This is a genomic window from Sulfurovum xiamenensis, from assembly GCF_030347995.1.
In the GTDB taxonomy this organism is placed as follows: Bacteria; Campylobacterota; Campylobacteria; order Campylobacterales; family Sulfurovaceae; genus Sulfurovum; species Sulfurovum xiamenensis.
This window is the reverse complement of sequence record NZ_JAQIBC010000001.1, coordinates 64699-77355: the sequence shown is the minus strand read 5'-3', so window position 1 is coordinate 77355 and position 12657 is coordinate 64699. Positions and strand designations below refer to the sequence as shown.

Genomic DNA, 12657 nt, shown 5'->3' with positions numbered 1-12657 from the left:
TTTACTTTTCTAGAAAAGTAAAACAAAAGTCGACACTACTCTCAAATCGCTTCGCTTACAAGGGTGTTCGTAGTGTCAGATGAACGTACTTCGTACGATTGATAAAAGATATTAATGCTTCTCTTATGATTAATCGCACGAATGTGCGCCTTTGTCATGGCGAACGCCCTTGAAAGCAACGCGTTTCGAGAGCTATGACGCTTTTTTGCTTCGTTTTTTCTAAAAAAATGAAGAGGGTAACACTACCGCAGTTTGGAGGGTTGGAAGTGCAATTAAAATATCAGAAGTGGTATCGTTTTGAAGGTGGGGATCCCCATATCAAAGTACGGAGATCAAAACTGCTGAAGTGGTTACTGTTTCGTAATGATCGAAATATTCTCGAACCCTTTGGTTTTAAGAATATCTATAATATCCACAAAGTACCGAAATTCACTGCTTTTATCCATACGCAGTGAGATAAGATCCTTTTTGGGATCAAGTTTCATCAGTCTTTCTTTGATGAGGTCAAGACCCAAGACTTCTTTCTCATAGGAGTAGACCCCTTCTTTATTGACAGCAATTTGTATATTTTTCTTCTCTTCGCTTTTTTTAGAACTGGCAGTTGGAAGGTCCACTTTGAGGGCTCGATTTTCTACAAACGTAGCTGTTGCAAGTACGATGACCAGTAGAACAAGTACAATATCTATGAATGGTACGACATTCATTTTGTCAAAGCGTTCTCTCCTCATACTACGTTTGGATCCTGTGCAATTTCCCATTTGGCCAAGATCGTATCCACTCTTGTAAGCAATGCATTATAGATAACCGTTGCAGGGATCGCTACGACCAGGCCGGCTGCGGTCGCTTTCAATGCGAGTGCCAAGTGCTTCATGATCTCACCGGGGTTGATCGTATCTTGTTGGTCACCTATGATATAGAATGTAAGGATGATAGCAAGTACTGTACCAAGCAGTCCTATATAAGGGGCATTTGAACCGATAGAAGCAATGGTTGCCAAACGTTTTGAAATGTCAAGTTCCAATGCGGTTTTATTTTTATAGTCTGTTACTTTGAGCCCACGGTAGAAAAGTACTCTTTCAATAGCAAAGGCAAAGGTAATAAAACTTAAGAAAAAGAGAAATCCTATGATCCCATAATCTACGATATCTTTCAGTTGTTCAATTGGCACTATTTTTCCTCAATATATGAATTTAGCCTGCATTATATAGAATATAGTGTTAAAACTATGTTAAATCCATTTTAAGATACCTAGCGTCGATTTTAAGCGCTTTTTAGCCTTTTTCTTTAAGCCGATGTTAGATACAATCAATACAATTTTTTACACAACAAGGAAATGCATGAGCGATCTGTTTGAAGAGCAACAAAATACCGGACAAGTGTTAATTGAAGATAGTATGAAGTCAAGTTATCTTGACTATTCTATGAGCGTCATCATTGGTAGAGCATTACCTGATGCGAGAGATGGGTTGAAACCTGTACACAGAAGGATCCTCTATGCGATGAATGATCTTCATCTGGCTCATAGAAGTCCGTATAAAAAATCTGCACGTATCGTCGGGGATGTGATCGGTAAGTATCACCCACACGGCGACTCTTCAGTCTATGACGCACTTGTACGTATGGCACAAGACTTTTCTATGCAGGCACCGCTTGTGGATGGACAAGGGAACTTCGGTTCGATCGATGGTGACAATGCAGCAGCGATGAGATATACCGAAGCGCGTATGACAAAGATCGCTGAAGAACTTCTCTCTGACCTTGAAAAAGATACAGTAGACTTTGTACCGAACTATGATGATTCGATCCAGGAGCCTGATGTACTCCCTTCACGTGTACCAAATCTGCTTCTTAACGGTTCAAGCGGTATTGCGGTCGGTATGGCGACAAACATTCCTCCACACAGACTGGATGAACTGGTAGATGCACTGGTTATGCGTATTGATAACCCGAACACAACGGTAGAAGATATGATGAAGGTCGTTCAGGGGCCTGATTTCCCGACAGGTGGTATTATCTTCGGTCGTAAGGGTATCACAGATGCTTATACAACGGGACGCGGGCGTATCAAAGTACGTGCGAAGACACACATAGAACAAAAAGGTTCCAAAGAGATCATCATCATCGATGAACTGCCTTTCCAGGTCAATAAATCCAGACTTATAGAGAACATTGCACAGCTTGTACGTGACAAACAGATAGAGGGTATCTCTGAACTTCGTGATGAGTCGGATAGAGAAGGTATCCGTGTGGTGATCGAGCTTAAACGTGATGCGATGAGTGAGATCGTACTGAACAACCTTTTTAAAAGCACTCAGATGCAAGTGACGTTTGGTATCATCATGCTTGCGATCGCAGATAAAGAGCCAAAAGTCTTTAATCTCATGGAGCTCTTCGACCTTTTCTTGAAACATAGAAAAACAGTCGTGATCCGAAGAACGATCTTCGACCTTGAAAAAGCAAGAGCAAGAGCACACATCTTGGAAGGTCTCAAGATCGCTGTAGATAATATCGATGAAGTGATCAAGATCATCCGTGCTTCTGCTGATGATGTGGAAGCCAGAGAGAGTCTTATGTCACGTTTCAAGCTTTCAGAGATACAGGCAAAAGCGATCCTGGAGATGAGACTTAGACGTCTTACAGGTCTTGAGATTGAGAAGATCGAGAATGAGTTGAATGAATTGCTCAAACTCATTGCAGAACTTGAAGCGATCCTGAAAAGTGAAGAGAAGATCAATGCAATCATCCGTGAGGAGCTTGTAGAGATCCGTGAAAAATACACCACACCACGCCGTACAGAGATCGTAGATGACTATGATGATATCGATATTGAAGATCTTATTCCAAATGAGCCGATGGTTGTGACGATCACACACCGTGGATACATTAAACGTGTACCTGTGAAACAGTACGAGAAGCAGCACCGTGGCGGTAAAGGTAAGATCGCTGTGACGACCTATGATGATGACTTCATCGAGAAGTTCTTTACCTCCAATACGCATGATACACTCATGTTCGTTACAGACAGAGGACAGCTCTACTGGCTCAAAGTCTATCGTATCCCGGAAGGATCTCGTACCGCCAAAGGTAAAGCGGTGGTGAATCTTATCAACCTTCAGCAGGATGAGAAGATCATGGCGATCATCCCTACGGAGGATTTTGAAGCGGACAAAGGATTGGTCTTCTTTACACAAAACGGTATCGTGAAGAGAACCAACCTCTCAGAGTACTCAAACATCAGAAGCAATGGTGTCAGAGCGATCAATCTTGACGAAAATGATGCGTTAGTCGATGCGAAGATCGTGAAGCCAGATACGAAATGGCTCTTTGTTGCAACGAAAAAGGGTCTGTGTATCAGATTTAAAGTGGAAGATGCAAGAGAGATCGGTAGAGTATCACGTGGTGTGACTGCGATCAAGTTCAAGATAGAGGGTGATCATGTATGTGGTGCTACGACCATCGAGAATGAAGAGGATGAATTGCTGATGATCAGTGAAAAAGGTCTGGGTAAACGTACCACTGCAAGTGAGTACCGTGAACAGAACCGTGCTGGTAAAGGGGTCATCTCTATGAAGCTCACACCTAAAACAGGTGATGTGGTCGGCGTAGTGTTCGTAGAAGAGGACAAAGACCTCATGTGTCTGACGAGTATCGGTAAAATGATACGTGTAGATATGGAAACCATCCGTAAAGCAGGACGTAATACGTCAGGTGTGAAGATCGTCAACGTAGATGCAAAAGATAGAGTGGTGAGCATTGCTAAATGCCAAAAAGAAGAGATACCGGATGAGAATGACGGTGAAGAAACAGATAATACATTAGGATTAGAATAGCGTGAAGAAATATAACGTAGCAGTAGTCGGTGCAAGCGGTGCCGTAGGTGAAGAGCTTTTTAGAGTGTTGGAAGAGGTAAACTTTCCCGTAGGAAATCTTTTACCTTTGGCAAGTGCAAAATCTGCAGGTGAGACGATAGAGTTTCAAGGGAATGAGTACAAGATAGAAGAACTCACTGAAGAGGTATTTGAAGGACGCAACATAGATATCGCGTTCTTTTCAGCCGGGGGAAGTATCTCTGCACATTATGCGAAGTATGCAGTAGAGTCTGGAGCAGTGGTCATTGACAATACCTCTCACTTCAGAATGGATCCGAATATACCGCTTGTGGTGCCTGAAGTGAACCCTGGAGATATCGCACTTTGGAAAGAGTCAGGTATCATCGCCAACCCTAACTGTTCTACCATCCAAATGGTACAGCTTCTTAAGCCTCTTCATGACCTTTACGGGATCAAAAGAGTGGATGTCAGCACCTATCAGGCGGTAAGCGGTGCAGGTAAAAAAGGGATGGAAGAGCTAGTACGGCAAATGCAGGCTTTTTTCAACTTTACACTCGATGATGCAAAAGTCGAAGCATTTGCACACCGTATTGCACTCAATGTCATTCCTCATATCGATGTACCTCAGGAAAACGGTTACACCAAAGAAGAGATGAAAATGGTCAACGAGACCAACAAGATCATGCATAGCGACTTTGCAGTATCTGCAACTTGTGTGCGTGTACCGGTTTTAAGAAGCCACTCTGAATCTATCACGATCACATTTAATGAGAATGTAGATGTGAATGTAGACGAAGCAAGAGAAGCATTAGGTAACTTTGAAAATGTCAAGGTGGTAGATGATATGTCTAAAAATGAGTATCCTATGCCTTTGACTGCAACAGATACAGATGATACCTATGTTGGGCGTATCAGAAAAGATATCTATGCGAAGAATATCCTGCATCTTTGGGGTGTTGCTGACCAGGTAAGAGTCGGTGCTGCGACCAATGCAGTAAGAATCGCACAAAAATGGATCAAGCTAGAGGAAAATGCTTAATGTTAGAAAAACTATTTGAAGGCGCTATCTGGAGAAGTAGGTTTATCGTACTTTTGGCTGTTATTTTTGGTTTACTGGGTGCCGTGATCCTTTTTGTGGTTGCTTCAATGGATATCTGGAGTGTTGGTGTCTATACACTCAATACGATCCTCACCCATGCACACCCTGAAAACTTTCATGAAGATATCGTAGCAGGGATCATCGGTGCGGTGGATCTCTATTTGATCGCCGTGGTAATGTTCATTTTCTCGTTTGGGCTTTATGAGCTTTTCATTTCAGATATTGATGAGGCAAGCGGGAAGAATGGCAGTAAATTACTGGCGATCCATTCACTTGACCAGCTTAAAGACAAGATCGCAAAAGTTATCGTCATGGTACTTGTGGTGAACTTCTTTCAAAGGGTATTGCATACGAACTTTGCTACACCTATTGAGATGATGTATTTTGCACTTTCTATTACCGCATTGGCAGTAGGATTATATTTTTTAGGGAAAGTAGGTAAATAGTAATGAGCAAAATTTTTGTAGACGCATGTCTAGGGAAAGAGACACCATATACACCGGTATGGATGATGAGACAGGCAGGGCGTTATCTGCCGGAGTACATGGCAGTACGTGCCGCAGCAGGAAACTTCCTTAACTTGTGTCATGATCCCAAAAAAGCAGCAGAAGTGACGATCCAGCCACTGGATATCGTAGGTGTGGATGCGGCTATCTTGTTCTCGGATATTCTTGTGATCCCTGATGAAATGGGTATGGACTTGAGCTTTGTAAAAGGGGAAGGACCAAAATTCTCTGACCCTCTTACTTCACAAGAGGATCTGGATAGACTCATCGGTGGTGACGAGGCGGCAAGTAAACTGACCTATGTCTATGAGACGATCGCACTTCTCAGAGAGCAGCTGGATGCAAGAGGCGATGAGAAAGCGCTTATCGGTTTTACCGGTGCTCCTTGGACATTGGCGACGTATATGATAGAAGGGCAGGGAACCAAAACCTACAATATCTGTAAGAAGATGATGTACTCCAATCCTGAACTTCTTCATAATATCCTTAGAAAAGTCACCGATGTCGTGAAACTCTATATGGAAAAACAGATACAAGCAGGTGTAGATGTCGTGCAGATCTTTGATTCCTGGGCAGCAGCTATAGAACCGGGTAAATACGACGAGTTCTCTTGGAAATACATGGTGGAGATCGCTGAGTACCTGAAAGAGAAGTATCCGCATATTCCTGTGATCATGTTCCCTAAAGGTGTTGCAGCCTTTATCGAGCGTGGTTTGGTGTATGGGAACTTTGATGTATTCGGTGTGGACTGGGGAACACCTATGGCCTTGGCCAAAGAGAAACTGGGTGATAAATACGTCCTTCAAGGAAATATGGAACCATGCAGACTCTACTCCCAAGAGGCAACAACAGCGTGTGTAGAAGCGATCCAAGAGATCATGGGCGGTAAAAGACATATCTTCAACCTCGGACACGGCATCCTCCCTGATGTGCCGGTAGAAAATGCGAAACACTTTGTCAGTGAATGTCAGAGGGTCAGTAAAAAATAATCCCTGAAAGGGCATGATGATGAGAGAACATTATCGCATCGCAGTCGAGGAATGTGAATTGGGGATCGTAGGACACAAGGTGTTCGTACGTCTCAAAGATATCCCGATGTACCTCTCTAAACGTACCAAGGACAGTATTAGAAACCGCTATAGCCATTCCATGGAAGTAGGCCTGAGCACAGAGTACATACTGAACCATCTGAGTAGACAACTTGGTAATGATGTGGATCTGAACTTTTTCAAGATAGGAAAGATCGTAGGGCTGTTGCATGACATCGGGCATACGGCATTCAGCCATGATGGAGAAACTATCTTGGACAGTATGTTACAAAAGGCTTCAGCTACCTTGGATACCCCTTTACGATTCAACGCAAACCTCAATAACTTCAGACGTATCTTCAAGTATGAGTTCTATGAGAACCTTCCGGACGATGTCAGAGAGTATGCTTTGGCTTCTTTGGTAAAGCGTGTGCATGAACTGGAAGAGTACCCTGAGTATCTCTATTTAAAACAGTATGTTCTCAATGCCATTGCCTTGGAGGAGAAGTACCTTGGATCCAAAGGCATCACGATCCAAAACATTACAGGTAAAACCATTTTGTGTCAGGCGATGGATCTGGCAGATGAGAACAGGTACCGCGTGACCGATATCATCGATTCGCTCAATATCTACACCAAAGAAAAACTGCAGGAGATCCTACTGCGTTCCATCAAGAGTGAAGTACGGGTAAAGGATATACGAAAACTGCTCTATTTGAAAACACTCACAGTGCCTGGCTATGAGAGCGTGCATTATGACAAGATGAAGATCAAAGAGCTGCTTATCGCACTGCTTAACCGTTCTAGCAATGCCAAAACGGAGTTTCAAAATACCATGAACGCTATCTCCATGGCTTTTAACAGGAACTTCCGATTAAGAGAAGACGGAAAACTTGTGCCAGTGGATGATGAGATAGAAGCCTTAAGAAAAGAGTTCCAGAAGGTCGCGGCGAAGTATCTTTGGGGTTCAAAAAAAGTGCAGAATATCAAGAAGCCTTTTAGTCACTATTTTACGACGGTGGCGGACTACTTTATTAACAAAGAGTTCGCGATGGAGCTGATCGACAGCAATACCTATAAAGAGAAGCTGACAGAATTGCAAATGAGTAATATAGGTGAGGAAGTCTATCTGAGAGAGAAGTTGAGTCTCATGCGGAATTTTCTGGGAGGATTGACCAATCTAAAGATCATGGAACTCTATAAGAAGATATCCCTCTTGAAGTTTGAAGCAGAACTGGGGTATCAACTGGGCAACCGTGATAAACTTGTAGATAAGCATACGGTAGAGGCTTTTGAAAAGAAGTTGGAAAAGAAGCGTCAAAGATTATTCAAAGAGAGAAGTCATGTCTTATAAAACTGAACGCTTAACGCCTAACGCTGAACACTCACCAAAGGTGATCTTCGGTCCCATACATTCCAGACGTTTTGGTAAATCTTTAGGGGTTGACCTGAGTCCCGGTAAAAAACAGTGTAATTTTGACTGTCTCTACTGTGAACTGGACCCGGCTAAAACGATGGATACCTATGAGGATGTCGTAAGTGTAGAAATAGTCACCACTGCACTGAAAGCAGCGCTGAAAGAACATGGTGATATAGATTTCATCACCCTCACGGCCAATGGTGAACCCACTCTTTACCCCTATCTCTCAGAACTCATAGATGAGATCAACAGCTTTAAAGGCAGCACCAAGACACTCATCCTCTCCAATGCTGCCAACATCGATGATGTCAATGTACAGGATGCACTGCTGAAACTCGATGAAGTGAAACTCTCCCTGGACTGTGCCACCCAAAAATGCTTGCAAAAACTTGACCGTTCCCATAAGGGTATAGAGGTCGAGAAGATCAAAGCAGGGATGTTGGCCTTTAAAAGCAGATATGAAGGACCGCTCGTCATAGAGATACTCATCGTCAAAACACTCAATGACTCCAAAGAAGAGATCGCCAAACTCAATGAATACCTGCTGAAACTGCAACCCACACGTATAGATATAGGGACCATAGACAGACCGCCTGCCTATGATGTAAAGCCTGTCAGCTATGAAAAACTACTGGAGATCAGCCATCTTTTTGACAGTTCGTTGCCCGTCTACATAGCATCGCGAAAAAAAGCGGAGATCTCAGCTTCCAGCTACTCTGATGAAGAGATATTGGAGACTTTATCGAAACGTCCTTTGACTGCAGAAGATATCGAAGCACTTTTTGATGATGAGAGTCAAAACAGGGTACAAGATCTTCTCCATGAAAAGAAAATAAAGCAAGTTTCAACAAATGGCGTAGATTTTTACAAAAAAGCCTAAAATATCCTTGACTTTAAAAAACTTTTTTACTATAATCTCACCCACGAAACAAGCATACGCTTCTTTCAACCATTGTTCCGGCATAGCTCAGCGGTAGAGTAGATGACTGTTAATCATTTGGTCCCAGGTTCGAATCCTGGTGCCGGAGCCACTTCATAAAAAAATCCCATAAATAAAATTTATCAATATTTTTAAAATACTTTCTTTTTAGTTTAAAATATTACATAGATGTGACATCCTTCATGTATTATAGATCTTATAGAAATTTTTTATCTTGAAATTTGTATCCTAAGTATATTCCTTTTTGTAATTTAGCTTATTATAGGCGAACAAGTGATGCTCGATAGAGATCTGGCTGAACTATATCAAGTTGAGACAAAAGTACTAAATCAGGCAGTAAAAAGAAATATAAAAAGATTCCCAAGTGACTTTATGTTTCAGTTATCTAAAGAAGAGTTTGAAAATTGAAGGTCACAATTTGTGACCTCCAATTCAGATAGAATGGGGCTGAGAAGAGCACCTTATGCTTTTACCGAGCAGGGCGTGTATATGTTGGCTACGGTTTTAAAAAGTGATTTTGTAGGATCAGTATTAGGGTATCAGTCTGCAGGAATTAATAATTCTGAGAATTTAGGTGAAAATATGAAAGAAAGCACACTTTCTGCTGGTCGTCTTTTTGGTGTCGGTGGAAGTTCAACACACTCCTACTACGGCTGCGTCATTGGGTGTGGAGAAGAGAACTTTACACCAGATATTCGAAACTATGCTAACCCAAATGAGTCTGTAGAACCTAGAGAGTTCCCTGTAGAACACTATTATGAAACTAACTTTAGAATCAAAGATGAAAATGGTAATGATAAGGTAGATGTCAAGCTGGACTTACTACCTAACGTTCAAAGAAAAAGTGACATAGAGAGCAAACAACAAACAGTACTAGATATAACAGGAGGTAAATAATGAAATTTTTAATTGTATGTATAACAATGCTTTTCATTTCTGGGTGTAGTGGAGCAAAAATAGCAGATAATATTACTAAGACACAAATAGCCATGAGTGGTAACAAACCCCCTGCATTTTTTACTGTTGCCAATGTAGAGACGATGAAAAATTACGTTTTTGAAGGAAAAGGTTTTTCTTTTCAATTCCCAACCGCTAAACAATCAGATTTTTCTAAAATGGGTGGATGGAGTGGAATGAGTATGCGCGATGGTAGAACGATAGCATTTGGATTTAAAAATTCTATAGTTTATCATATTGCAGTATCTACATCTGGAAATGTTCTAAAATATGGAGAACGAGAAAGAGTAATAGAAAATAATGATGTAGAGTATCTAAGAACTCGAATGCCCAAAAGAGTTAAAAATAATGGAGAAATTATGGATATTTCTCTGAAAACTTTTCGTGCTGGAAAAGAAAATTATTCTTGTACCGAAAGAACTTCAACCCATAGCAAATATAGAAAAAAGCGAATAAGTTATGGATGTTTCAAAGTTAATGAGATAAAAACGAAAATCAAGTATGTATCGATCTCTCTGACCTACAACAAACCAAAAGATCCAAAATTAGCAAAGCAATACACCTACCAAGATCTAAAAAAAAGAGCTAAAAGAACTTTGGATTCACTGTATATCAAAGATGGATGGTAATGAAAAATAAATGAAAAGAGGAGAAATGAAGCAAATGTGGAGGATGAACGTAAGGATATTCAAGTAATCTCTTAGATTACAGTGAACGATATTGTGCAGTGGGCTCAATAGAGAAACAAAGATAAGATTGATTTCTATAAAAAAGTACTCTATAGATAAAAAGATAATGGTGATATTTCCTTTTTTCATGAGAAGGTTTATTTGATAATTTATATAAGCAATATGACATAGATGTGACATTTTTATACTAAAATCCTGCCTTGAATGTAAATACGACGGTTATCTCTCTTTCATTCATAGCACTTAATGAAGTTAAGATATAATATAACAATTTTAAATTAGGCCTTTTATATCGCATAGTGCATACTAAGAGGATTGGGAAGAAGGAACATAAGTAATGCATATTCTTGTTACTGGTGGTGCAGGGTACATTGGTAGCCATATTGTAAAACTTTTGCTTGAAAATAGTAATCATAAAATTACTATTTTAGATAACCTTGTGACTGGATTTCAAGCGACTATTGATACATTAACTGTTATTGCAAAAGAAAACAATGTCACTTTGAATTTCATGGAAGAAGACCTTTCCGATTTTAGCAAGATTGAAAATATCATGCATGAAAATCAGTTTGATGCGATCATCCATTTTGCTGCTTCACTTGTGGTACCAGAAAGTGTTGAAAATCCTTTAAAATATTATCTTAACAATACTGCCAATACGGCTAACCTCATAAAGTGTGCCACAGAAAATGGAGTAAAGAAATTTATCTTCTCCTCAACAGCAGCAACGTATGGAGAGCCTGATGCTACTGTTGTAAACTTGGAAACTGGACTTAAAGAGAGTGATCCAACAGATCCTATCAACCCGTACGGGATGAGTAAACTCATGAGTGAAAGAGTACTCAAAGACACAGCCTTTGCTTATGATGATTTCAAGTATGCAGCACTGCGTTATTTTAATGTCGCGGGTTCTGATCCTGATGGCCGTATCGGTCAGTCCACCAAAAATGCTACACTGCTCATAAAAGTAGCTGCAGAAACTGCCATAGGCAAGCGTGAAAAGATGTATATCTTTGGAGACGATTATCCTACACATGATGGTACGGGTATCCGAGACTATATCCACGTAGTAGATCTTGCTCAGGCACATATAGAGGCTTTGGAGTATCTTGAAGATCATGATAGTGATGTGTTCAATGTAGGGTATAGTCGAGGCTTTTCGGTCAAAGAGGTCATTGATACCATGAAAAAAGTCTCCGGCATTGATTTTACGGTGGAGATCAAAGAGAGACGTGCAGGAGATCCTGCTATCCTTATCTCTGATAATACAAAGATCAAAAATACCATGCATTGGCAACCGCGATATGATGATCTGGAAGTCATCTGCAAAACAACACTCGAATGGGAGAAAAAAATTTGAGAATCAGAAAATGTCTATTTCCCGCTGCAGGATACGGTACCCGTTTCTTACCAGCGACCAAAGCCACCCCAAAAGAGATGCTACCGGTCCTCACTAAACCACTTATCCAGTATGGGGTAGAAGAAGCACTTGAAGCGGGTCTGAATACGATGGCGATCATTACAGGTCGTGGTAAACGTGCCATCGAAGACCATTTTGACATCATGTATGAACTTGAACATCAGATCAAAGGTACAAGCAAGGAGCACCTCCTTGATGAGATATGTTCTCTTATCACCCAATGCACCTTCTCATACACAAGACAAGTAGAGATGAAAGGTTTGGGACATGCTATTCTTACAGGTGAAACGCTGATAGGAAATGAACCATTTGCTGTGATTCTCGCAGATGATCTCTGTACCAATGTGAATGATGGTGTACTTAAACAGATGATCGAAGTTTTTGAAAAGTATCAATGTTCTGTTGTAGCTATCGAAGAAGTTCCTAAGGAAGAGACATATAAGTATGGTATCATAGCCGGAAAACTGGTCGATAATACGGACGATACCTACAGAGTGACAGATATGGTGGAAAAACCAGATCCAAAAGATGCACCAACGAACATGGCCATCATCGGACGCTACATCCTGACTCCTGACATCTTTGATATACTTAGAGAGACAAAACCAGGAAAAAATGGTGAGATCCAGATCACAGATGCTCTTCTTGAGCAGGCGAAGAGGGGTAAGGTGATCGCTTATAAATTTGATGGGCAACGTTTTGATTGTGGTTCTGTGGATGGGTTTGTTGCAGCGACGAACCACTTTTATAACAAGATGTGAGGGTAAA

Annotated in this window: 13 protein-coding genes and 1 tRNA gene; 12 read left to right on the top strand and 2 right to left on the bottom strand. The window is 41.0% G+C overall.

The window, feature by feature from the left end; all coding sequences use genetic code 11:
• Positions 1-350: 350 nt before the first annotated feature.
• Positions 351-728: an ExbD/TolR family protein gene (locus PF327_RS00370; protein WP_289400845.1), complete on the bottom strand. Its 378-nt coding sequence runs from the start codon at positions 726-728 to the stop codon at positions 351-353.
• Positions 725-1153 (bottom strand): TonB-system energizer ExbB, encoded by a 429-nt coding sequence (gene exbB / locus PF327_RS00365; RefSeq protein ID WP_289401301.1) that lies wholly within the window; start codon positions 1151-1153, stop codon positions 725-727. The genes PF327_RS00370 and exbB overlap by 4 nt, the downstream gene beginning before the upstream one ends.
• Positions 1154-1337: 184 nt before the next feature.
• On the opposite strand from exbB, the gene gyrA reads away from it, so the two are divergent.
• The 12 genes from gyrA (at position 1338) to galU (ending at position 12650) form a co-directional block, all read left to right on the top strand.
• Positions 1338-3830, top strand: coding sequence for a DNA gyrase subunit A (gene gyrA, locus PF327_RS00360; protein ID WP_289400843.1), 2493 nt, complete (start codon positions 1338-1340; stop codon positions 3828-3830).
• A 1-nt stretch (position 3831) separates the two neighbouring features.
• Entirely contained in the window at positions 3832-4869 is a 1038-nt protein-coding gene (locus PF327_RS00355; RefSeq protein ID WP_289400839.1) for an aspartate-semialdehyde dehydrogenase, read from the top strand.
• Positions 4869-5375 carry a YqhA family protein gene (locus tag PF327_RS00350; RefSeq protein WP_008243704.1) on the top strand — a complete coding sequence of 169 codons (507 nt, stop codon included), beginning with the start codon at positions 4869-4871 and terminating at the stop codon, positions 5373-5375. The genes PF327_RS00355 and PF327_RS00350 overlap by 1 nt, the downstream gene beginning before the upstream one ends.
• Positions 5376-5377: 2 nt before the next feature.
• Positions 5378-6424, top strand: a complete 1047-nt coding sequence (gene hemE / locus PF327_RS00345) for a uroporphyrinogen decarboxylase (protein ID WP_289400836.1) — start codon at positions 5378-5380, stop codon at positions 6422-6424.
• A 19-nt stretch (positions 6425-6443) separates the two neighbouring features.
• The gene (locus PF327_RS00340) at positions 6444-7817 is read left to right on the top strand and encodes an HD domain-containing protein (protein WP_289400835.1); all 1374 of its coding nucleotides are present in this window, start codon (positions 6444-6446) and stop codon (positions 7815-7817) included.
• Positions 7807-8763: a radical SAM protein gene (locus PF327_RS00335; protein WP_289400833.1), complete on the top strand. Its 957-nt coding sequence runs from the start codon at positions 7807-7809 to the stop codon at positions 8761-8763. The genes PF327_RS00340 and PF327_RS00335 overlap by 11 nt, the downstream gene beginning before the upstream one ends.
• A 76-nt stretch (positions 8764-8839) precedes the next feature.
• Positions 8840-8914 (top strand) — tRNA-Asn (locus PF327_RS00330).
• A gap of 182 nt (positions 8915-9096) precedes the next feature.
• Positions 9097-9231 (top strand): ORF6N domain-containing protein, encoded by a 135-nt coding sequence (locus tag PF327_RS00325; RefSeq protein WP_289400832.1) that lies wholly within the window; start codon positions 9097-9099, stop codon positions 9229-9231.
• A 12-nt stretch (positions 9232-9243) separates the two neighbouring features.
• Positions 9244-9720: an ORF6N domain-containing protein gene (locus PF327_RS00320; protein WP_289400830.1), complete on the top strand. Its 477-nt coding sequence runs from the start codon at positions 9244-9246 to the stop codon at positions 9718-9720.
• Positions 9720-10409, top strand: coding sequence for a hypothetical protein (locus PF327_RS00315; RefSeq protein ID WP_289400828.1), 690 nt, complete (start codon positions 9720-9722; stop codon positions 10407-10409). The genes PF327_RS00320 and PF327_RS00315 overlap by 1 nt, the downstream gene beginning before the upstream one ends.
• 397 nt (positions 10410-10806) lie before the next feature.
• Positions 10807-11829 carry a UDP-glucose 4-epimerase GalE gene (gene galE / locus PF327_RS00310; RefSeq protein WP_289400827.1) on the top strand — a complete coding sequence of 341 codons (1023 nt, stop codon included), beginning with the start codon at positions 10807-10809 and terminating at the stop codon, positions 11827-11829.
• A complete protein-coding gene (galU, locus tag PF327_RS00305; RefSeq protein ID WP_289400826.1) occupies positions 11811-12650 on the top strand; it encodes a UTP--glucose-1-phosphate uridylyltransferase GalU in 840 nt (279 codons plus the stop codon). The genes galE and galU overlap by 19 nt, the downstream gene beginning before the upstream one ends.
• Positions 12651-12657: the final 7 nt, after the last annotated feature.